Origin of the sequence: Bradyrhizobium sp. 186, assembly GCF_023101685.1 — a bacterium.
Classification (GTDB): Bacteria; Pseudomonadota; Alphaproteobacteria; order Rhizobiales; family Xanthobacteraceae; genus Bradyrhizobium.
In genome coordinates this window covers 7,773,393-7,795,190 of record NZ_CP082164.1, presented here as the reverse complement: position 1 = coordinate 7,795,190, position 21,798 = coordinate 7,773,393, and the positions used below count along the sequence as shown (strand labels likewise).

Annotated in this window: 17 protein-coding genes and 2 pseudogenes; 8 read left to right on the top strand and 11 right to left on the bottom strand. The window is 65.4% G+C overall.

Annotation, left to right across the window (positions count from 1 at the left end; translation table 11 throughout):
- Nucleotides 1-28: 28 nt before the first annotated feature.
- The 3 genes from smc to IVB18_RS37585 all read right to left on the bottom strand — a co-directional run bounded on the left by smc (nucleotide 29) and on the right by IVB18_RS37585 (nucleotide 5,014).
- Nucleotides 29-3,493, bottom strand: coding sequence for a chromosome segregation protein SMC (gene smc / locus IVB18_RS37595; protein ID WP_247985299.1), 3,465 nt, complete (start codon nucleotides 3,491-3,493; stop codon nucleotides 29-31).
- A 217-nt stretch (nucleotides 3,494-3,710) separates the two neighbouring features.
- Entirely contained in the window at nucleotides 3,711-4,382 is a 672-nt protein-coding gene (locus tag IVB18_RS37590) for a DsbA family protein (protein ID WP_247985298.1), read from the bottom strand.
- 140 nt (nucleotides 4,383-4,522) lie between these two features.
- Nucleotides 4,523-5,014: a DciA family protein gene (locus tag IVB18_RS37585; protein WP_247985297.1), complete on the bottom strand. Its 492-nt coding sequence runs from the start codon at nucleotides 5,012-5,014 to the stop codon at nucleotides 4,523-4,525.
- 122 nt (nucleotides 5,015-5,136) lie between these two features.
- Between IVB18_RS37585 and mutY the strand changes: the two genes are divergently transcribed.
- Nucleotides 5,137-6,255, top strand: coding sequence for an A/G-specific adenine glycosylase (gene mutY, locus IVB18_RS37580; protein ID WP_247985296.1), 1,119 nt, complete (start codon nucleotides 5,137-5,139; stop codon nucleotides 6,253-6,255).
- A 116-nt stretch (nucleotides 6,256-6,371) separates the two neighbouring features.
- Complete coding sequence (locus IVB18_RS37575; protein WP_247985295.1) at nucleotides 6,372-6,791, top strand: PaaI family thioesterase; 420 nt, start codon at nucleotides 6,372-6,374, stop codon at nucleotides 6,789-6,791.
- Between the two features lie 203 nt (nucleotides 6,792-6,994).
- On the opposite strand, the gene IVB18_RS37570 is transcribed toward IVB18_RS37575, so the two are convergent.
- Entirely contained in the window at nucleotides 6,995-8,275 is a 1,281-nt protein-coding gene (locus IVB18_RS37570) for a flavin-dependent oxidoreductase (protein ID WP_247985294.1), read from the bottom strand.
- Between the two features lie 123 nt (nucleotides 8,276-8,398).
- On the opposite strand from IVB18_RS37570, the gene IVB18_RS37565 reads away from it, so the two are divergent.
- Nucleotides 8,399-9,019, top strand: a complete 621-nt coding sequence (locus IVB18_RS37565; RefSeq protein WP_247985293.1) for a glutathione S-transferase — start codon at nucleotides 8,399-8,401, stop codon at nucleotides 9,017-9,019.
- 186 nt (nucleotides 9,020-9,205) lie between these two features.
- Here the strand turns inward: IVB18_RS37565 and IVB18_RS37560 are convergent.
- Nucleotides 9,206-10,128, bottom strand: a pseudogene (locus IVB18_RS37560) (LysR family transcriptional regulator).
- 91 nt (nucleotides 10,129-10,219) lie between these two features.
- On the opposite strand from IVB18_RS37560, the gene IVB18_RS37555 reads away from it, so the two are divergent.
- Nucleotides 10,220-10,663, top strand: coding sequence for a nuclear transport factor 2 family protein (locus IVB18_RS37555; protein ID WP_247985292.1), 444 nt, complete (start codon nucleotides 10,220-10,222; stop codon nucleotides 10,661-10,663).
- A gap of 279 nt (nucleotides 10,664-10,942) precedes the next feature.
- Nucleotides 10,943-12,952, top strand: a complete 2,010-nt coding sequence (locus IVB18_RS37550) for a HAMP domain-containing methyl-accepting chemotaxis protein (protein WP_247985291.1) — start codon at nucleotides 10,943-10,945, stop codon at nucleotides 12,950-12,952.
- 69 nt (nucleotides 12,953-13,021) lie between these two features.
- Here IVB18_RS37550 and IVB18_RS37545 read toward each other — a convergent pair whose 3' ends face one another.
- The 3 genes from IVB18_RS37545 to IVB18_RS37535 all read right to left on the bottom strand — a co-directional run bounded on the left by IVB18_RS37545 (nucleotide 13,022) and on the right by IVB18_RS37535 (nucleotide 15,473).
- Nucleotides 13,022-13,702 (bottom strand): glutathione S-transferase family protein, encoded by a 681-nt coding sequence (locus IVB18_RS37545; RefSeq protein WP_247985290.1) that lies wholly within the window; start codon nucleotides 13,700-13,702, stop codon nucleotides 13,022-13,024.
- 130 nt (nucleotides 13,703-13,832) lie between these two features.
- Complete coding sequence (locus IVB18_RS37540; protein ID WP_247985289.1) at nucleotides 13,833-14,159, bottom strand: hypothetical protein; 327 nt, start codon at nucleotides 14,157-14,159, stop codon at nucleotides 13,833-13,835.
- A 183-nt stretch (nucleotides 14,160-14,342) separates the two neighbouring features.
- Nucleotides 14,343-15,473 carry a site-specific DNA-methyltransferase gene (locus IVB18_RS37535; protein ID WP_276581202.1) on the bottom strand — a complete coding sequence of 377 codons (1,131 nt, stop codon included), beginning with the start codon at nucleotides 15,471-15,473 and terminating at the stop codon, nucleotides 14,343-14,345.
- A 419-nt stretch (nucleotides 15,474-15,892) separates the two neighbouring features.
- On the opposite strand from IVB18_RS37535, the pseudogene IVB18_RS37530 reads away from it, so the two are divergent.
- Together IVB18_RS37530 and moaB are read left to right on the top strand one after the other, a co-directional pair.
- A pseudogene (locus IVB18_RS37530) lies at nucleotides 15,893-16,830 on the top strand (neutral zinc metallopeptidase).
- A 142-nt stretch (nucleotides 16,831-16,972) separates the two neighbouring features.
- The gene (moaB, locus tag IVB18_RS37525; protein WP_247985287.1) at nucleotides 16,973-17,536 is read left to right on the top strand and encodes a molybdenum cofactor biosynthesis protein B; all 564 of its coding nucleotides are present in this window, start codon (nucleotides 16,973-16,975) and stop codon (nucleotides 17,534-17,536) included.
- A 325-nt stretch (nucleotides 17,537-17,861) separates the two neighbouring features.
- Here the strand turns inward: moaB and IVB18_RS37520 are convergent, their stop codons facing one another.
- Together IVB18_RS37520 and IVB18_RS37515 are read right to left on the bottom strand one after the other, a co-directional pair.
- Nucleotides 17,862-18,800: a helix-turn-helix domain-containing GNAT family N-acetyltransferase gene (locus tag IVB18_RS37520; protein WP_247985286.1), complete on the bottom strand. Its 939-nt coding sequence runs from the start codon at nucleotides 18,798-18,800 to the stop codon at nucleotides 17,862-17,864.
- Nucleotides 18,801-18,861: 61 nt separating this feature from the next.
- Nucleotides 18,862-19,437, bottom strand: coding sequence for a glycosyl transferase (locus IVB18_RS37515; RefSeq protein WP_247985285.1), 576 nt, complete (start codon nucleotides 19,435-19,437; stop codon nucleotides 18,862-18,864).
- 334 nt (nucleotides 19,438-19,771) lie between these two features.
- On the opposite strand from IVB18_RS37515, the gene IVB18_RS37510 reads away from it, so the two are divergent.
- Complete coding sequence (locus tag IVB18_RS37510) at nucleotides 19,772-20,611, top strand: RMD1 family protein (RefSeq protein WP_247985284.1); 840 nt, start codon at nucleotides 19,772-19,774, stop codon at nucleotides 20,609-20,611.
- Here the strand turns inward: IVB18_RS37510 and IVB18_RS37505 are convergent.
- The gene (locus IVB18_RS37505) at nucleotides 20,605-21,789 is read right to left on the bottom strand and encodes an acetate/propionate family kinase (RefSeq protein WP_247985283.1); all 1,185 of its coding nucleotides are present in this window, start codon (nucleotides 21,787-21,789) and stop codon (nucleotides 20,605-20,607) included. The genes IVB18_RS37510 and IVB18_RS37505 overlap by 7 nt on opposite strands.
- Nucleotides 21,790-21,798: the final 9 nt, after the last annotated feature.

Genomic DNA, 21,798 nt, shown 5'->3' with positions numbered 1-21,798 from the left:
GCATCGCCCCGGAATGACGCCAAAAATCTCACGCCACGTTCTGGTCGAGAATATCCACCGCCTCTTGCAGGTTCACCGACACCAGCTGCGAGACGCCACGCTCGGCCATGGTGACGCCGAACAGCCGGTTCATCCGCGCCATCGTGATCGGGTTGTGCGTGATGATGACGAAGCGGGTGTCGGTCGAGGCGGTCATCTCGTGCAGCAAGTTGCAGTAGCGCTCGACGTTGTGGTCGTCGAGCGGCGCGTCGACTTCGTCCAGCACGCAGATCGGCGAGGGGTTGGTGAGGAACACCGCGAAGATCAGCGCCATCGCGGTCAGCGCCTGCTCGCCGCCGGAGAGCAGCGACAGCGTCTGCGGCTTCTTGCCCGGCGGCTTGGCGATGATCTCGAGGCCGGCTTCGAGCGGATCGTCGCTCTCGATCAGGTGCAGCGCCGCCTCGCCGCCGCCGAACAGCTCGACGAACAGCCGCTTGAAGTGGTTGTTGACGACCTCGAACGAAGTCAGGAGGCGCTCGCGGGCCTCCTTGTTGAGGCTCTGGATGCCTTGGCGCAGCCGCTTGATGGCTTCGACGAGATCGTCGCGCTCGGTGGTCAGGCCGGTGTGCTGGGCCTCGACCTCGTGTAGCTCTTCCTCGGCGCGCAGGTTCACGGCGCCCAGGCGCTCGCGGTCGCGGCGGAGCTTCTCCAGCTCCTCCTCGGTCTCGCCGAGCGGCGGCAGCTCGGCGCCGGGCTCGATCTCGGCAAGGCCGGCGACGGCCTGTGGCTCGACTTCGAGCATGTCGCGGATTTCGCGCTCGATGTCCTCGAGCCGGCGCCGCGCGCCTTCCATGCGCTCTTCGGCGCGCGCGGTCGCCTCGCGCGCGCTCGACAGCGCTTCGAGGGTCAACTTTGCCGCGCGGTCGGTCTCCGCCATTGCGGTCTCCGCGGAAGCGAGCGCGTCGGCGGCGACGCGGCGGTCGTTCTCGGCATATTCGATCTCGGTGATCAGCGCGCTGCGCTTCTCGGCGAACGCGGCGGGCGCGTTTTCAAGGTCGCTGCGCTCGATCGAGACTTCGGTGATGCGGGCCTGGATGGTGTCGATATGAGAGGCCGCGCTGCCCTTGCGGTTCTGCCACTCGGTGCGCTCGGCGAGGATCGCCTGCACGCGGCGGTCGGCGAGCTCGGCCTCGCGTGCGAGGGCCTGCGCCTCGGCGCGGACCTGGGCCGCCATGCGGCGATGGCCTTCGATGTCGCTGCGGACCGCGGCGAGACGGGTCTCGGTGTCTTCGCTCGACGGCAGCTCGGAGATCGCGGCGGCTGCGTATTCGTGCGCGGCCTCGGCCTCGGCTCGGTCGGCGGCAAGACGGCTATGGGCTTCCGACAGCGCCGATTTGCGCGCGGCGTGGCGGTTGATCTCGCGCTCGGCCGTGGCGTGGCGCTCGCGTGCGGCGTTGAGCTCGCGCTGTGCGGCGCGCCAGGCTTCGCGTGAGGCACCCTCGGTGCTGGCGGCCATCTGCAATTCGGCTTCGGCGTTCTCAAGCGCCTGACGCTTGATCTGCGCGTCGATGCGGGCCTGCTCCAGCTCGTTCTCGATGTCGACGAGACGAGCGCGCTCAGCGAGACGCCGCGCGGCGCCGGTTGGCGCGTGAGCTGCGGCGACAAAGCCGTCCCAGCGCCAGACGTCGCCTTCCGGCGAGACCAGCCGCTGACCGGTCTGGAGCTGCGAGACCAGCTCAGCGCCGCGCTCGCGCGGCACCACGCCGATCTGCGCCAGGCGGCGCGCCAATTCAGCGGGCGCCTGCACATGGTTGGCGAGCGAGACGACGCCCTCGGGCAGCGCCGGATCGCCATCGGTGACGCCGGCATTGGTCCAGCGCATCGGCGCCGACGGATCGACGGGCGCATCGAGATCGTCGCCGAGCGCGGCGCCGATCGCCTTTTCAAAACCCTTGTCGACGGTGATGCCGTCGATGATCGGCGGCCACAGATTTTTGGTCTCGCCATTGACGATCTTGGAGATGGTGCGCGCTTCGGTATCGAGCCGCTGCACACGCTTGTCGGCCTCGTTCAGCGGCGAGCGTGAAGATTCCAGCGTCTGGCGCGCGGCGACGTGTGCCGCTTCGCTCGCCTGGGCCGCGGCTTCGGACGCCGCAAGCGTCTGTTCCGCATTCTCGACGGTTGCGGTCAGCTCGTCGAGATCGCCGAAGCCGCCGGTCTCCTGCGCAAGCTTCTGCTCTTCCGCGGCGACATTCGCGATCTCATGGTCGAGCCGGGCGAGCTTGTCGCGGTGGGTGCGGACATTGGCTTCTAGCTGATTGCGCTTGGCGGTGAGGTCGGCGAGCTCCGTGGTAAGCTGGGAGAACTGCTGCTCGACTTCGGCGAGCGTCGCCTCGGCCTCGGCCACGCGCTCGTCGACGCCGGAGCGTTTTTCCACGCGCGACTTGATCTCTTCCTTCAGCTCGGCATCTTCGGTGTCGAGCCGCTCGAGCGCGACGTCCGCATCCATGGTCTGTTGCTGGGCGCGGGCGATGTCGCCCTCGAACTGCGCCAGGCGGCGCTCGAGCTCGGCGACGCGCTCCTTGGCGCGCTCTTCCTCGCGGTCGAGCAGTTCGCGGGCGTTGGTCAGCCGTTGCAGGCCCGCGGCTGCGCGCGCTTCCGCATCGCGCAGCGCCGGCATTTCGGCGGCGCGGATCGCCTGGATGCGCGCGGCTTCCGCCTGGTGCTGGGTCCGCTCGGCCATCTCGCGGACGGCGAGATCATGGGTCTGGCCGGAATCGCTGACCTCGGCATGGGCGCCGATCCAGCGCAGATGGAACAACGTCGCTTCAGCCTTGCGGACCTTGGACGCGACCTCGCGATAGCGCACGGCCTGGCGGGCCTGCTTCTTCAGGCCTTCGACTTGGCCGGAGAGCTGGCGGATCACGTCCTCGACGCGGGTAAGATTGGTTTCGGCGGCCTTGAGCCGCAGCTCGGCTTCGTGGCGGCGGGCGTGCAGGCCGGCGACACCGGCGGCATCTTCCAGCACGCGGCGGCGTTGCTCGGGCTTGGCCTGGATGATCTCGCCGATCTTGCCCTGGTGGACGAGAGCCGGCGAGCGTGCGCCGGTGGCGGCGTCCGCAAACAGGATCTGCACGTCGCGGGCGCGCACGTCGCGGCCGTTGATGCGATAGACCGAGCCCGCCTCGCGCTCGATGCGGCGGGAGATTTCCAGAAGCTGGCTGTCGTTCATCGCCGCCGGCGCGGTGCGATCGGCGTTGTCGATCGTCATCGTCACTTCGGCGTGGTTGCGCGCGGGGCGGTTGCCGGAGCCGGCGAAGATCACCGCATCCATGTCGGCGGCGCGCAGCGATTTGTACGAGGTCTCGCCCATCGCCCAGCGCAGCGCCTCGACGAGATTCGACTTGCCGCAGCCGTTGGGTCCGACCACGCCGGTCAGGCCGGGCTCGATGACGAAGTCGGTCGGCTCAACGAAGGACTTGAAGCCGTGAAGGCGCAGGCGGGTGATCTTCATAAGCACGCATCTCTTTTGGCAGGCGCGAATCCTCCTGCCGGGACAATACCATGGAAGGCAATGTCGCTCTCTGGGTGAGTCGCGCGAGGCGGCTCATGCGGCTGGACAATGGCCGTGGTGCGCCGCGAGGGCAACCGGCGAAAGCCGCTTTTCCCAAGGGATTTATGACGGGAAAGATACGGCTTTGACGGCGCGAATCAGGCGTTGAGCGCGAGGATCAGCTCTTCAGCAGCGGATTGATCTTCTTCGCGAATTCCTCGAACGAGGTCTCGCCCTTGATCTTCTCGCCGTTGATGAAGAAGGTCGGCGTGGAATCGACCTTCAAGACGTCGCTGGCATATTTCTGGTCGGCGGCGATCTTGTCGAGCAGCGCCTGGTCCTTCAGGCAGGTCTCGACCTGCGGCTGGGTGAGGCCGGCCTGCTTGCCGATCCGCGTCAGCGTCTCCGTGGTGTTCTTCGTCACCCAGTCGTTCTGCTGGCGGAACAGCATGTCGGTGACGGCAAAGTATTTCGGCGCGTCGCCATTGGCGATGCAGCGCGACAGCATCGAGCCGGCGGCGGCTTTGATGTCCAGCGGGAACTCGCGGAAGATGTAACGCACCTTGCCGGTGTCGATGTATTCCGACTTGATCTTGGGGAACACCTGCTCGTTGAAGGCCGCGCAATGCGGGCAGGTCATCGAGGCGTATTCGGTGATGGTGACGGCGGCGTCCTTCGGGCCCAGAGCCATGTCAGGCAGCGACACCGGCTTGGCGACATCGGCGGTCGCCTGCGCCATTGCTTCAGGGATCATGGCTTCGCTGATGAACCGCAGCGGCGAGAGCCCGGCGAGCGCGGTAAGCCCGGTCAGCGACAGCATCGTGGTGAAGGCGCGGCGGGTGATGATCAAGGTCGGCTCCCGGATTGGTGTGGTCTCGCCCCAAGGATCTAATCAAGGTTCCCGTTTGGGCGGCCTGTCGCTAGCTTGAAACGTCGCTTGAGGCAATGGCGAGCCGCAAGGACGGGTCCAGATTGAGGGCGGAATGAGGCTCAATTTCGCTTGATTGCGGCCCCAAGGCGCGCCAGCGCGGTCTTCAATTGTTCATCTTCGATGTCCGCCAAGCTCTCCGCCACCTCGGCGACCGCCTTCGGGTCCGGCGGGCCGGGCCGCACCGGGCGCCGCGCCCGTGACAGGGGGGCCTGGCGGAAGGCGAGCTTGCCGACTGCGCTCCAGCCGAAGAAGCGGTTCACCCGTTCCAGGATGACATGGGCAGAATGCTGGATCTCCAGTGCCATCGGGCCCTCGACCCGCAGCACCAGCGTCGCCGGTTCCTGCGGCTGGCCCTCGACCGGCCGTGGCCATTGCATCTTCAGCGGTTCGGCATGGGCCGCGATCTCCGGCCCGGCAATCTGCGCCCACCGCGTCACCAGCTCGCGCGCGGCAAAGCCCTGCTTGGCATAGGCCTCGGCAAAGACGTCATTGAGCAGCAGCGAGAGCGGCTTTGCGCTGATGGGGCCGGGTTTGGCGGGGAATTTGGACATGGACTCTTATAGCACTCCGGGGCGCGGGCCACAGGCTCCTCGCCGCGAAGAAAGACGTGGATGCCCGCGATGAGCGCGGGCATGACGTGGAGAGATCGGCACGACGCCGTTACAGTAGCCGCATGAGCCCCAAATCCGCCCTCAAGGCCAAGTCGGAACCAGTGCTGTCGGAGGCCCCGTCGCGCCCATTGGTGCTCCTCCAATGGTACGACCGCCACCGCCGCAGGCTGCCGTGGCGGGCGGCGCCGGGCGAGACGTCGGACCCCTATCGCGTCTGGCTGTCGGAGATCATGCTCCAGCAGACCACGGTGAAAGCGGTCGGACCCTATTTCGAAAAATTTGTCGCGCGCTGGCCCGATGTCACGGCGCTCGGCCGGGCCTCGCTGGATGACGTGCTGCGGATGTGGGCCGGGCTCGGCTATTATTCCCGCGCGCGCAACCTCTACGCCTGCGCGGTCGCGGTGACGCGCGACCATGGCGGCGCGTTTCCCGACACCGAGGAAGGCCTGCGCACGCTGCCGGGGATCGGGCCCTACACGGCAGCCGCAATTGCGGCGATCGCCTTCGATCGCCGCACCATGCCGGTCGACGGCAATATCGAACGGGTGATGTCGCGCCTGTTCGCTGTCGAGGAGGAGCTGCCGCAGGCGAAGGCGCTGATCCAGCAACTGGCGGCGACGCTGCTCGCGGATTCTCGCGCCGGCGACGAGACGTGTCGCGCCGGCGATAGCGCGCAGGCACTGATGGATTTGGGCGCCTCGATCTGCACGCCGAAAAAACCGGCCTGCTCGCTGTGCCCGCTCAACGATGATTGCACAGCACGCGCGCAAGGCACGCAGGAGAGTTTTCCGCGCAAGGCGCCGAAGAAGAGCGGAACGTTGCGGCGCGGCGCCGCCTTTGTCGTCACGCGGGGCGACGAACTCCTGGTGCGCTCGCGGCCGGAAAAGGGCCTGCTCGGCGGCATGACTGAGGTGCCGGGCTCGGATTGGCTCGCCGGACAGGATGACACGACTGCGAAGCGTCAAGCGCCCGAGCTGAAGGGGCTCTCGCGCTGGCAGCGCAAGCTCGGCGTGGTCACCCACGTCTTCACGCATTTTCCGCTGGAGCTGGTGGTCTACACGGCGAAGGCCGAAGCCCGCACACGCGCACCGGAAGGCATGCGCTGGGTACCGATCGCCACCCTTGCCGACGAAGCGCTGCCCAACGTCATGCGCAAGGCGATCGCCCACGCGCTGGACTGAAACCTCATTCGCACATCTTTCCGTATTTCCCAGGAGTGTTGCGCTGCGGCGTATCGACTGCTGACACGATGTTGTCAGCAGGCTTACGCTATCTGCTGACGGCAACGGAGGTTCGCATGGTCAAGACCGCGCTCGACAACTTTCGAAGGCCGCCCTGCGCCGAGCTTTTGGGATGGCGCCTGCTCGATGCCCGTCCCGAGGACGGCTGGATCAAGCTCGCCTTCGAGGGCAAGCCTGAATTCTGCAACCCGGCGGGCTTCATCCAGGGCGGCATGCTCTCGGCCATGCTCGACGACACCATGGGCCCGGCCGTCCTCGTGATGAGCGAGGGCCGGCTCTACACCACCACCATCAGCATGACCGTGAATTTTCTGGCGCCCGCAAAGCCCGGTCCGATCATCGCCGAGGCGACGGTGACGCAACTCGGCAAGACCATCGCCTTCGTCGAAGCCAAGCTGATGACTGAAGACGGTACGGTGCTGGCCACCGCAACCGCGAGCGAGCGGCTGCTGGAGGCGGCGAGGGTGGTGCGGTGAGGCGTGAGGCGAACGCCTATTTCTCTCTCCCTCTCCCCGTTCTTACGGGGAGAGGGAGGGGTGAGGGGCGTTTCCGCGGTCACGGTGACAGACGAACCGCGGAGGCTCCCCCTCACCCGGATTGCATCTTCGATGCAATCCGACCTCTCCCCGCAAGCGGGGCGAGGTGAAGCGGAGCTTACGGCTCGATGATCAGCTAACTCTCAAGCGCTGGCGCGCTTCGCATCCGCGCTCACGATCGCAGGCTTCGCGTTCAGCGCCTCGACCTGGAACCCCGCAACGCGCTTGTAGTTGGCAGCGACGTCCTCCAGCTCCTTTTGCGACAACACGTCGGTGACGACCTTGTAGCCGTCGGGCGCGCGCTCCTCGACGAGCTGCATCACCTGCTCGGGGCCGTTCTTGCGGTTAAGCAGGACGAGATCGGTGGTCGCCGGCCTCCGCTCGGCCTCATAGGCCGTCAGCGCCACGCTCGTCGGACCATGCGCCTGAATCTCGCAGGCAATGACGCGGGCATCGAGGATTGCCTGCGAGGCGCCGTTCGAACCGATCGGGTACATCGGATGCGCGGCATCGCCCATCAGCGTGACGCGGCCAAAGGTCCATTGCGACACCGGATCGCGGTCGACCAGCGGGTATTCGTAGGCGTGTGGACAGTTCCTGATCAGCCCGGGCACGTCGAGCCAGTCGAACTGCCAGCTCTCGAACCAGGGCAGAAACTCCTCGAGCCGCGCGGTGCGGTTATAGTCTTCGCGGCGCCACTGATAGGTCGGCGGCATGTGGCGCTCGGCGACCCAGTTGATCAGGTGGTTGCCCGCCGCATCCGGCTGTTTCGAGATCGGGTAGCAGACAAATTTCAAGATCTCGTGGCCGGCCATGATCATGGTGCGACCGCTGAGGAAGGACTTTGACGGCGTGACACCGCGCCACAGAATGCGGCCGTTCCAGATCGGCGGTCCCTCCTGCGGATAGAGCTTTTCTCGCACGGCGGAATGGATGCCGTCGGCGGCGATTAGGATCGCGCCTTCATAAGACCCGGCGGCCTTGCCGGTCGCCTTGTCGACGAAGTCGGCACGCACGCCGTCGGCCGTCTCATTCCAGCCGGTCAGATGATGGCTGGTGAGGATGTTCTCGCGTCCCAGCCGCTCGATCACGGTGTCGAGCAGGAGGTGCTGGAGCGTGCCGCGATGGATCGAGAATTGTGGCCATTTATAGCCAGCCTCCAGCCCGCGCGGCTCGCTCCAGATCGGCTTGCCGTGCTTGGAGAAATAGGCGAGCTCGCAGGTCCGCACGCCGTTGGCATCGAGCTTGTCCATCAGGCCAAGCTCGATCAGCTCGCGCACCGCATGCGGCAGCACGTTGATGCCGACGCCGAGCGGTCTTAGCTCGGAGACGCTCTCGAACACCTTTGCAGGGATGCCGATCTGGTGCAGGCTGAGCGCAAGCGTCAGCCCGCCGATGCCGCCACCGGCGATGAGTACCGTCATGACAAATCCCCTCCGATTGGCGGCGTCTTCGCACGGCGGGGCGGCCGTGGGCAACTGCGAAGAGAGCCCTATGGACGCGGCGGCGGCCGGCCGCTAATTTCCGCTTTTCCCATGAGGTCCGCCATGTTCAAGCTCTACACCGCCCCCGGCACCTGCGCGCTCGCCACCCATATCACCCTGGAAGAGGTCGGCGCCGACTACACGGCCGAACAGCTTAACTTCAAAGCCAATCAGCAGAACAGCCCGGAATATCTCGAGATTAACCCGAAGGCGCGCGTGCCGTCGCTGGTGACCGATCGTGGCGTCCTGACCGAGACGCCGGCGATGCTGGCCTACATCGCGCAGACCTTCCCCAAGGCGAAGCTCGCGCCGTTCGACGATCCCTTTGCCTTCGCGCAGGTACAGTCGTTCAACTCCTATCTCTGCTCGACCGTGCACATCGCCCATGCGCACAAGATGCGCGGCGCGCGCTGGGCGACGGAAGAGAGCTCGTTCGCCGACATGAAGCAAATGATCCCGAAGACCGTGGGCGGCTGCTTCGCGCTGATCGAGCAGAAGATGTTCAGGGGGCCTTGGGTGATGGGCGAGCAGTACACGATCTGCGATCCCTATCTCTTCACCATCTCGCAATGGCTCGAAGGCGACAGCGTTGATATCAACGCCACCCCGAAGGTCGCCGACCATTTCAAGCGGATGTCCGACCGCCCCGCCGTGCGCAAGGTGATGGACGCGCAGAAGGCGTGAGTAAGTAACTCTCCGCCGTCGTCCCGGCCTAGTGCGCAATTGCGCACGGGGGCCGGGACCCATACCGCGGAATCTATCGATTGCGATCGATAGGAGTACCGAACGACCAGTCTTCGCCAAACTCCTCCCTAGCGTTATGGGTCCCGGCCTTCGCCGGGACGACACTGAATTTTTTGAAACTGCGTTCTACACGGCACGCCGCTTTTCTCTGTCCAGCTCCCGTCCCGTCTCCAGCATCAACCGTCTCAGCCAGATCGACCCAGGATCCATCTGCGCGCGGGTCGGATAGAACATGAACTGCTCGTCGATGCCGGGGTCGAGCGGCGGTATCACCGTGGCGAGGCTGAGTTGCCGCGACAACGCTGCAATCAGCCGGCGCGGCACGAAGGCGACGAGGTCGGTGCGGGCGGCGACGTGAAGCGCTTCGAGATAGCCCGGCACGACCAGCGCGATGTGCCGCTCGATACCCTTGGCGTGCAGCCAGGTGTCGATCAGGTCCTCTGGCTGGCCGCGGATGATCACGCCGACATGGCGCGCGGCGAGGAAGGTCTCGCGCCGCTTCAGCTTCGCGCCCTGAGGGTGGCCGCGCCGCACTGCCAGCGCATCGCTGTCGGCGTAGAGCAACTGGCGGTGAAAGCCCTTGAACGCGTTGCCGATCGAGATCACGAGGTCGATGGTGCGGGCGAACTCGGCGTGGAAGATCGCGGGTCCCCGCCACGGCACGACGTCGATGCGGACGTTGGGGCAAGCCGCGTGACCTTCTCCATCAACGGCGGCATCAGCAGCTCGACCGCGAGATCGGGCATCATCAGCCGGAATTGCCGCTCGCTGCGCGCGGCGTCGAATTCCTCGGGAACGAACAGCCCGCGCACCTGGTCGAGCGCCTGCGCCAACGGCGCGCGCAGGGCTAGCGCCCGCGGCGTGAGCTCCATCCGCGCACCGGTGCGCACCAGAAGCGGATCGCCGAAAATGTTGCGCAGGCGCTGGAGCGCGTGGCTCGCAGTCGGCTGCGACAGCCCGATCCGCAAGGCGGCGCGGCTGACATTGGCCTCGCGCAGCAGCGCGTCCAGTGCAGTGAGCAGATTGAGGTCGAGCGAGTTCAAATTCATGGGGTGAATAGATATCATACCGGCTATCGATTTGAAGAATTCTAATCCAGCAGTGATGATCTCCGTGATGTCACCAAACGGAGATGACGCCATGAGCGCCGCAGCCAACAAGAAACTGATGCAGGATATTTTTGCCGCCGCCGCCAATCCGGATCCCGCCGCGCGCGACCGCGCGCTGTTCACCGCAAGCCTTGCCGACGACGCCAAATGGATCGTGACCGGGCAATATTCCTGGTCGCGGACGTTCTCGGGCAAGCAGTCCATCGTCAACGACCTGCACGGCTATGTGCGCACCCGCCTGGCCGACCGGACGCGAACGGTCGCCCACCGCTTTATCGCCGATGGCGACATCGTCGTGGTGGAAGCCAAGGGTGACAACGTCACGCCCGAAGGCGTGCGCTACGACAATGACTATTGCCTGGTGTTTCGCCTGGAGGACGGCAAGATCAAGGAGATCAGGGAATATTGCGACTCGATCCTCACAGAGAAGGCGCTGGGGCCGTTTCCGCAAGCGGCCCTCCGCGCCACGAGCTAACCGCTCTGAAGAGCAACGCGGTGGCCGCCCGGCACGCGCGGCCTGTCGTCGCGATGCCGCGAGAGTCTGCGCATCTGCTTACATAATCAGCAGATTTCGTCTGCTTTCCAGAAGCTCGTGCGAAAAAAAGAAGGATACGATTAAGGAGTGTCGACCATTGTGTGCTCTGCAGCATGAGTGATCCAAGGCGCGATCCTCATGGCTGCGTGGGCGGCTGATGGCGAATACCGGGAGGCATTCGGCTGCCCTAATTTTCTTGCTTCTGGGTGGACACTGGAAATGCCGAAGTTTCGTTTGCGGATCAGGGGACGTCTTTACGCCGGGTTTACGGCTCTCGTAGTGGTTGGATTCGCCATGGCCATGACGGCGGTCTGGAATCTGTGGGCTGTCCAGGATCAGGTCGCAAGACAATCCGCACTTTCGGACAGCACCGCGCGGGTCCTGGAGATATCGACCCATCTGCAGGCGATCCAGCGGGCAAACCTGCGATACATTTACGACGGCAGCGAACCTGCGATGAGGGAGGCCGCGGAACGGGAGACCGCAGTGACCGAGCTGTTGCAGGTCGGGGCCAAGGGGACGCTCTCGGAGGAGCGGCGAAAGCTCTACGACGGTCTCATCGGCGACATAGCAAAGATGCGGACCCTGCGTGACAATCTGGGGGATGCCGTCAATGAGGCGAGAACGGGTAAGGCGACGCTGCTGCCCAGCGGCGACGAGCTGACCGTCAAGATGGGCAAGCTGGTCGATGCGGCGCGCGCATCCGCCGATGAAGACACCACGGCCCTTGTCGCGGACCTCGAATCCAGGGTCCTTCTTGTTCAAATCGCAAACTGGCGTTTCCTGGCCATGCGCGACACCAAGGGACCTGCGAATTTCAGGACGAATGCCGACAGGGCAGCGCAACGGCTCGCAGCGATCGAAAAGGGCTCCCCGCCGGCGGAGCTGCGAGCTGCGATCGTGCCGGTGAAGACCTCGCTCGGAATCTACAAGTCCGCATTCGAGACGACATCCGCCGCGATGCTCCAGGCCGACGAGATCTACCACAAGAACCTTGCGCCCCTCATCGCCGACAGCATCGGCAGGCTCAAGGTCGCCGAAACTACCCTGAAGAAAGACTACCGCGATTCGCGCACCACCGCCGAAGCGGTGATCGCCGGCACGACGTCGGTTCAGGAGATCGCCGGGGGTCTTGCCATCCTGTTCGGCTTGATCGTCGCGTTCCTGATCGCCCGCAGCATTGTCGGACCGCTGACCTCGATGACGCGCGCGATGGGCGCCCTTGCCGGCGGCGATCTCGCGGTCGAGATTCCCGGACGCGGCAAGGCTGACGAGATCGGCGACATGGCGAAGGCGATCCAGGTGTTCAAGGAGAGCATGGTCGAGACCGAACGCCTGCGCGACGAGCAGGTGGAGGTCGAGGCGCGGCAGGCGGAGAGCCGGAAGGCCGACATGGTCAAGCTCGCCGATCAGTTCGAGCAGGCGGTGGGCGAGATCGTCGATACCGTGTCATCGGCATCGAGCGAGCTCGAAGCTTCCGCGGGCACGCTGACCCAGACTGCCGCCCGCGCTCAGGATCTCTCGACCGAGGTGGCGTCCGCATCTCAGGAAGCCACCGCCAACGTGCAGGCGGTCGCGTCCGCGACCGAAGAGCTCTCCTCCTCGGTCAGCGAGATTGCTCGCCAGGTGCAGGAATCGGCGCGTATCGCCAACGAGGCCGTGTCTCAGGCAAGCCGGACCAACGAACGGGTCGGCGAGCTCTCCAAGGCCGCCGCCCGGATCGGCGACGTGGTCGAGCTGATCAGCACGATTGCAGGCCAGACCAACCTGTTGGCGCTGAACGCCACCATCGAGGCGGCGCGCGCGGGCGAGGCCGGCCGCGGTTTTGCCGTGGTCGCCTCGGAGGTCAAGGCGCTTGCCGAGCAGACCGCCAAGGCCACGGGCGAGATCGCCCAGCAGGTCTCCGGCATCCAGGCCGCGACGGAGGAGTCGGTCGGCTCGATCAGGGAGATCAGCGGCACCATCGAGCGTCTGTCGGAAATCTCGTCGACGGTCGCCGCCGCCGTGGAAGAGCAGGGCGCCGCCACGCAGGAAATCTCCCGCAACGTCCAGCAAGCGGCCCACGGCACCCAGCGGGTCTCGACCAACATCGGCGACGTGCAGCGCGGCGCTTCGGAAACCGGCTCGGCCTCCTCGCAGGTGCTGTCGGCGGCGCGCTCGCTGTCGGCCGACAGCAACCGCCTCAAGCTCGAGGTCAGCAAATTCCTGAACTCGGTCCACGCCGCCTGACGGCGCGGACGTCCTAAAAGCAAAGGTCCACGCGCATGCGCGTGGACCTGAAACAGTGGTGCGGCGGGATCAGGCCACCTTCGTCGTCATGTGTTTGAACATGTTGCCGCGGGCCTCGTCGTCCATCTCGGCCTTGAAGGTGAACTTGTCCTTCAGTGCGATCGCGCGTGCCGCCGCCGGCCGTGCCGAGATCTCGTCGACCAGTCGTTTCACATTCGGATATTTCGCCGGCGCGTCCTCGCCGAGCACGAAGGCGGCCATGCGCGCCCAGCCCCACAACGCCATGTCGACGATCGAGTAGCTGTCGCCGACCATGTAGCGCTTCCCAGCGAGGTGGTCGTCGAGGATCTGGTAGTGGCGGTGGCCTTCGAACTGGTAGCGGTTATGCGCGTAGTCCTGGTCCTTGGGCGAGAAGTGCTTGAAGTGCACGGCCTGGCCCGAATAGGGGCCGAGGCCGGTGGCGATGAACATCAGCCATGACAGCGTCTCGCCGCGCACAGTGGCGGCCGGCAGGAATTTTCCGGTCTTCTCGGCGAGATAGAGCAGGATGGCGTTCGAGTCGAAAACGATCGTGCCGCTGTCGTCGATCGCCGGCACCTTGGCGTTTGGATTGATCTTCAAATAGGCCGGCGTGAACTGTTCGCCCTTGCGGGTGTCGACGGCCACCGGCTCGAAGGGCAGGCCGGACTCTTCAAGATAAAGTGCGACCTTGGTCGGGTTGGGCGATCCGTTGAAATAGAATTTGAGCATGTTTGTCTCCCCAATTCCTCTTGTCGAGAGCGAACGCCGCATCATTGCCGCAGGCGACCTTCTCTTGCCTGAACCTGGTCCGGGGGCGCAACCGGCGACTTTGCCGGGCGGCACCTGCGCGCCGCGCAGATCAGCCGGCGTAGACGAGGCCGATCGCCGCCGCGATGATCATGGCAGCGCCGACAGCCTCGAGCCGCAAGGCCAGTCGCGTCGCCGTGTGCATGTTGGACGCTTGCGTGGCGCGTTCCGATCCTCGCCCATAGCCGTGAACGATGACGTCGTGATTAAAGCTGTCGTGGGCCTCGTTGCTGCTGGCGAGGCCGACGCAGACGACGAGCACGCCGAAGATGGCGAGGCCGAAAAATCCCAATAGCCCGATCAGGAACATCGGAAACATGCCGACCAGGAAGATCGGCAGGAGCGGCACGAGGAGAAATGTCTCGGGATGTCGTCGCATGGGAGCCGGCCGATCCAGACGAGAACCAACGGGTGAAATCTAATCCCCAGAGTGGTCTCATTCAAGCGGCCGTAGGGTGGCAAAGCAAAGCGTGCCCACCACGTCTGTTTGAGGCGTGGCGAGAGGTGGGCACAGCGCTTTGCGCCTTTGCCCACCCTAAAAGACCGGCAATATCGGAAGCGGTTACCCCGCCGCCATGCCGGCGCGGATTTCGGCGCGGAGCTCGTCGATCAGCTTGAGACCCTTCTTGGTCTCGATGTGCCAGAAGGTCCAGCCGTTGCAGGCGGCCGAACCCTGCGCCACCGCACCCATGCGGTGGATCGAGCCGACCTTGTCCCCTAACATGATGGCGCCGTCGGCACGCACGAGCGCACCGAGCTTCTTCTTGGCGTCGAACAGTTTCGTGCCGGGCATGATCATGCCGCGCTCGATCAGTTCGGAGAACGCGACCCGCGGCGCTTCGCGCGCGGTCATGAACGGGGCGAGGCTTTCGTCCGGCAGCGGCTCGACCGCGGCGATGCGGGCCTCGGCGGCCTTGGCATAGATCTTATCGCGCTCGAAGCCGATATAGGAGCGGCCGAGGCGTTTTGCGACCGCGCCGGTGGTGCCGGTGCCGTTGAAGGGATCGATCACGAGATCGCCGGGCTTTGACGACGACAGCAGCACGCGCGCGAGCAGGCCTTCCGGCTTCTGCGTCGGGTGCACCTTCTTGCCGTCGGCGCCCTTGAGGCGCTCGTCGCCGGTGCAGAGCGGGATCAGCCAGTCGGAACGTGCCTGCACGTCCTCGTTCGCCGCCTTCAGTGCTTCGTAGTTGAACGTGTAGCCCTTGGCCTTCTCGTCGCGCGCGGCCCAGATCATGGTCTCGTGCGCATTGGTAAAACGGCGTCCGCGGAAATTCGGCATCGGGTTGGTCTTGCGCCAGACGATGTCGTTCAGGAGCCAGAAGCCGAGGTCCTGCATGATCGCGCCGACGCGGAAGATGTTGTGATAGGAGCCGATCACCCAGATCGTCGCCGACGGCTTCATCGCGCGACGGCAGGCGAGCAGCCAGGCGCGGGTGAAATCGTCATAGGCCGAGAACGAATCGAACTTGTCCCAGTCGTCATCGACGGCATCGACATGGGATTCGTCGGGGCGCTTGAGATCGCCCTTGAGCTGGAGATTGTAGGGCGGATCGGCGAACACGAGGTCGACCGAACCGGCCTGAAGCTTCGACATCTCGGCGACGCAATCGCCGAGAATGATGCGATGCGCGGGAGACTCGAAATTTGTGCGGGGCGCCCTTGCAGACGCCCCGCGACGCGACTCTACCATGACTCAAGAACTCTGACTCAGGCGACGCTGTCGGCGACGCGGGACCAAACAACCGACTGGCCGTTACATTGAAGCGGCAAAGTAAAAATCGACTTAACCCGCTACTTTTGTGAGCAGGCGCCGCGTTGCGCGTTGCGCGTGGCTCGTTGCGCGCATTCGTCGTGTTTTACAGTGCATTTCGCGCTTCTTCGCGTCGCGGGAGCAGCCAGAGCTCCAAAAAGACTCCAAATTTCTCTCGGAAAAAACTGCACGACCCCGGAAAAAATTGCTGGCACCGGCACGCTGTCGCACTAGGCAATTTTTGCCGAGCGGGATATTGATTAACGCAATGGAAATTTTATGTGTGTGGCGCGTCGAGCTTTCGCGCCCTTGTGCCCAAAACGCCCAAGTGATGCCATCAAGGACCGAGGGAAGCCGCCATGCGCTACGATGATTTCCGCCGCAGCGACGACGTCGAGGATCGTCGCGACGATGGTGGTGGCGGCGGCGGTGGAGGGGCGGGTTCGGCCTGCCCATGGGGGGCGGCGGGCTCGGCATCGGCACCGTCATCGTGCTCGGCCTGATCGGCTACGCCTTCGGCATCGATCCGCGCATCCTGATCGGTGGCGCCGAGATCCTCACCGGCGGCAACCAGGCGCCGACCTACCAGACCGACCGCCAGTCGTCCTCCAACGCCAAGCGCGGAGCGCCGACCGACGAGATGGGCAGCATGATCGCTGGCGTGCTCGGCGAGATCGACGATCGCTGGAGCGATATATTCCAGGCCAGCGGCCAGAACTACACCGGGCCGAAGATCGTGCTGTTCCGCAACGCCACCAATGGCGGCCGCTGCGGCATGGCGCAGTCGGCGATGGGACCGTTCTATTGTCCGCCGGACCGCACCATCTTCCTCGACACCGGCTTCTTCCGCGAGGTCGAGACGCGTTTTCGCGGCTGCTCCGGCAATGCCTGCAAGTTCACCGCGGCCTATATCATCGCGCATGAGGCGGGCCATCACATCCAGAACCTGCTCGGCATCATTCCGCGGGTGACGCGGCTCCAGCAGCAGGCCGGCAGCAAGGCCGAGGCCAATGCGTTGCAGGTGAAGGTGGAACTCCAGGCCGACTGCCTGTCCGGCGTCTGGGTCAACCGCGAGGAGAAGAAGCGTCCGGGCTTTCTCGAAGCCGGCGACATCGACGCCGCGCTGACCACGGCGACCGCGATCGGCGACGACACGCTGCAGCGTCAGGCCACGGGACGCGTCGTGCCTGATTCCTTCACCCATGGCTCGGCTGCGCAGCGCAAGCAATGGTTCATGACCGGCTACAAGCAGGGCACGGTGCAGGCCTGCAACACGTTCGGCGGCGGGGCGTTGTAGACTGGTTGTAGGCGTCATCCTGAGGCGCTCGCCTCATTTGGCGAGCCTCGAAGGATGGCGAGCCCCCCGGCCCATCCTTCGAGGCGCGCAAGGGCGCGCACCTCAGGATGACGGCGGTGGTTGGGGAAGCAGGAGTGAAGTCATGGCATCCATCGACGAAGCAAAACAATTCATCCCGCTCAACATCGCGGTGCTCACGGTCTCCGACACGCGCGCGCTCGCCGACGACAAGTCTGGCCAGACGCTCGCCGACCGCATCACGGCGGCAGGCCACCATCTCGCTGGGCGCGAGATCGTCACCGACGACGTCGAGGCGATCCGCGCCGTCATTCGCCGCTGGATCGCGGACGCCGGCATCGATGTCGTCGTCACCACCGGCGGCACCGGCTTCACCGGGCGCGACGTCACGCCGGAGGCGATCGAGCCGCTGTTCGAGAAGCGCATGGACGGCTTCTCGATCGCATTCCACATGTTGAGCCACGCCAAGATCGGCACCTCGACGATCCAGAGCCGCGCCACCGCCGGCGTCGCCGGCGCGACCTACATCTTCTGCCTGCCCGGCTCCCCCGGCGCCTGCCGCGACGGCTGGGACGGCATCCTCGCAAGCCAGCTCGACTACCGCACGCGCCCCTGCAATTTCGTCGAGATCATGCCGCGGCTGGACGAGCATCTGCGGCGCACGAAGGCGCAGGGCGCGACGGTTTAAGCGCGCTTTCTTCCCTTCTCCCCTTGTGGGCGAAGGTGGCGCGAAGCGCCGGATGAGGGGTCTCGCTCGGCACGGAAGATGTGGAGACAACCCCTCACCCCAGAGAGCTTGTGTCTACCTGCGTCGCTGCCCTCTCCCACAAGGGGCGAGGGCACAGCAATGAGCATCTCAGCGTTCGTTCTCGATTAGATTTTCCGCCGCAGCGAACTCCACACTGCCCGCCACAAATTCCGGCAAGCCTCCGCGTGCAGCCGCCGCGCCCGGCGCTGGTAGAGTTCGACGAGCTCTCCAGTGACACGGCGCGCAGGCTGGTGCCGCTGACGCATCAGAGATCGCGCTCCCAGGTTTCGCCGATCAGGTTCTGGCCAAAGCTGCGGTGCGGTTCGGTCGCGACCAGCTTGAAGCCGGCATCCTGGTAGATTTTTCGCGCGGCGATCAGGTTGCTCTGCGTCCACAGCGTCATCCGGCGATAGCCGCAGGCGCGCGCGAAGGTGACGCATTCGGCGACCAGCCGCTGGCCGAGGCCCTGGCCGCGCGCCGCCGGATCGAGCAGCAGCAGGCGCAGCTTGGCGACGTCGTCGCTCGCCTTGACCAGGAACACCGAGCCGGCCGGGCGGCCGTCGATGTCGGCGATCCAGCAGCGCTCGCGCGAGGGATCGTAGGATGTCATGTATTTCGCGACGATCTCGGCCACCAGCGCCTCGAAGCCGGAGTCGAAGCCGTATTCGCCGGCATAGAGCGCGCCGTGGCTCTGCACCACCCAGCCCATGTCGCCGGGGCGGGGATCGCGCAAGATCGCGCGCGGGGCTGGCGTGCGCGGCAGGCCGAGCAGCCGCTCGATCGTCTCCATCGCGCCGGTCAGCCGCCTGCGGTCCTCGCCGGGCAGGGCTCGCAGCATCGCAGCGACGCCCTCCTGCGTCACGCGCTCGAGCTTGGCGAAGGCCCGGCGGCCCTTCGCGGTCAGGCTGAGCTGGTACTGCCGGCGGTCGGTTGCGAGCGGCTTGCGTACGATCAGCCCGCTCTCGTCGAAGCTTTGCACGATGCGGCTGAGATAGCCGGGATCGAGCCCGAGCGCGATGCCGATCTCCTTGGCCGACTGCTCGCCGCCTTGCGCGAGCTCGTACAGCACGCGCGCCTCGCTCAGCGAGAACGGACTTTTTAGGAGTTGCTGGTCGAGCACGCCGAGCTTGTAGAAGCGGTTGAAGGCGCGAACCGCCTGAACCTGGTTATCGGAGACCTGGTCGGACGAAGGGCTTGCCGCCATGGGACACCTCAATACTTGCCATTGTCAATGAGTTATTTGACTTTGGCAAGTATCAGGTGGCTCACCCCACCATGACAATCCGGCTGCGCAGCATGGTCCGGGAGGAGCGGCCGAGCCGCCGCAGCAGGCGCGCCTCGGAACGGCGGGCCTGGGGCGGGTAGCCGCCGATCCGGTCATAATGATCACGCGCGATCAAAAGTCCCTGATCGCCGAGCGGGCCGATGAGCTTGCGCGCCACGGCGCGGAGAACGTGGCGCCATCCGGTCTCGGCATAAGGCGAGCGCGCATAGCGGAACACGGCCGCGCGATCCCGGCCGCTGGCCGAAACACTCTGGATGAACTGGGTGGTCTCCTCGATCCAGCCGGTTTCGAGCACGGCACCCGCGGGGAGGAACATCAGCCAGGACGAGCGGGCCTGGAGCGCGCCGGCGGCGAGCGCGGCGCCTTGCGACGATCCGTCGAAGCCGATGAAGCGGCAGCCTGCGACGTCGGCAACGCGCTCCATGACGCCGTTGCGGGTGCCATCGACCAGGAGAACTTCCCGGATGATCCCCGCAGCGGCGCCGGGCACCAGCGCGGCCAGAGTTGCGACCGCCGTCTGCTCGACGCCTTCGGTCGGTATGATGACGCTCAGCATGATTGAGGCTTCAGGGTCTCAATTTCGGGAGAAGCGTAGCAAATTATGATGTTGTCATAAACACGCGGCGCTGCCGAGCGCAAACTTTTCGGCGGCGGTTCAGCGTACGATGGTAAACCACCGAGCCATCACAGCCAAATGTGTCGCGTGCGGGGTGGCCATGTTGCCGAATGTTTCCGCGCCCGCGCAAAAGCCCGTAGGAAACCGGATATCGCCGCCGCGATTGTCGAGCATCGGCCGGTTACACGATCGCAAGCATCGACGTCTCGATCGGCGGCCTGGACAGGAAAAACCTGCAATGACGGACAGAGGCCCTATCAAACAGGATATTCGTGTGAACGCCGATCAACTTTCCGTTGGCACGACGCCAACGTCGCCGAAACAGGACGCCGCGCCGACCTTGCGGATACGCGCCTTGATGCTGGGTGACCGCATCAATGCCTCCGGCCTCGAGATCGGCGCGATCGTCTCGTCGACGCCGGCCGCCTTCCGCGTCCATGCCGGTCTTGCCGTGATCTTTCGCTACGGCGTCGTGGTGCTGATCGGACTGCTGCCGTCGGAGGAGAAGGTCCTCATCGACAACCTGAAGCCGCGGGTGATCGGCGAGTTCAGCCCCTACGAGGAAGAGACCGCGCAGGCGCAGCTCTGCCACGACGAAAGCGCCGAGGCGATCCAGCCGGGCGGGCCGATCTGCCTGGCAAAATTCTCCGACGACCGGCTGCTACTGGTTGCGGACGCGCTCGCCAAGAGCACGTCGCTGGCTCGCGACGAGCGACGTGTCGCCGCGGTCTTCGACGTCATCGAGCCGTTCGCGCGGGAGCTCGCCGAACGCGGCCGCACCCCGCGCCGGCGCAACGGCATTTTGCGACTGATCGGCAATGCGCTGCTTGTCCAGCAACGCGTGGCCGGTCGCGTTGCCGTTGCCGAGAAACCCGACGTGCTCTGGGAGAAGCCGGAGCTCGACCGGCTCTATGCGCGTCTCGAAGACGAGTATGAATTGAAGGAGCGTCTCGACACGCTCGAGCGCAAGCTCACCGCCGTGTCGGCGACGGCGAACGCGCTGACCGACATCATCGACACCCAGCGCTCGCTGCGCCTTGAAGTGGCCGTGGTCGTGCTGATCGTGATCGAGGTCGTGATCGGCTGCGTCCAGATCCTGTCAGGCACTCACTGAGGCCTTCGCAGCACCGCCGCGCAATGCCGCGCGATCGTCAGCTCTTCATCGGTCGGAATGACGAAGATGTCGACGGCACTGTCGCTGTTGCCGATGCGCTCGCGCGTGTCATCGTTCGCAACGGCATCGATGTGCACGCCAAGCCAGGCGAGACGTTCGCCGATCCCTGCCCGGACTTCCTTGCTGTGTTCGCCGATGCCGCCGGTGAACACCAGGCAATCCAATCCGCCCAGCGTGTTTGCCATCACCGCGACCTGCTGCGCCGCACGGAAGGTGAAGAGGTCGACGGCCTCCCGCGCCGCGGCCTCGCCGCTCGCAAGCAGCTCGCGCATGTCCGAAGAGATGCCGGAGACACCGAGCAGGCCTGACTCCTGATAGAGCAGGTGCTCGACGGCCTCGACGGACATCTTCTCGTGCTGTTGCAGATAGAGCAGGACACCGGGATCGATCGAGCCGCAGCGCGTGCCCATCACCAGCCCGTCGAGCGGGGTGAGCCCCATCGTGGTGTCCACGCTGCGGCTGTTGCGCAGCGCGCACAGGCTCGCGCCATTGCCGAGATGCGCGATGACGGTACGGTTCGTGACAAGCTCGGGTGCGATCTCGGCGAGACGGCCCGCGACGTACTCGAAGGAGAGGCCGTGAAAGCCGTAGCGTCGGATGCCCCGCTGCTCATAGCGCGTTGGGATGGCGAAGCGGCTCGCTGGCGGCGTCAGGCCGTGGTGAAAGGCGGTATCGAAACAGGCGATCTGCGTCAGGTCGGGCCGGATCGCGTTGATGGTGCGGACCGGCTCGAGACAACGCGGCTGGTGCAGCGGCGCAAGCGGTGTCAGCGCCTCCAGCCCCGCGTAGACATCATCCGTCAGCTCGACCGGGCCGGAGTGGTCCGAGCCGCCATGAACGATGCGGTGGCCTACGGCGCGCAAGCGGTGCTGGCCGAAATGTTTCTCGATGAAGGTGAGCACGTCGGCGAACAGATGACTGCTGTCGGTATCCGATCCCGTCTGTTGCTTTTCGAACAGAGTCTCGCCTGCCGGATTCTTCACGACGAGCCGCGGCCTCGCCTCGTGCTCGTCGAGCAGGCCCTTGCAGAGCAGAGCGGGGTCGACCGCTGACAGCCCGAACAGGCCGAACTTGATGCTCGACGATCCGGAGTTGAGGACGAGAACCGTATCTGACATTGCTTGGCT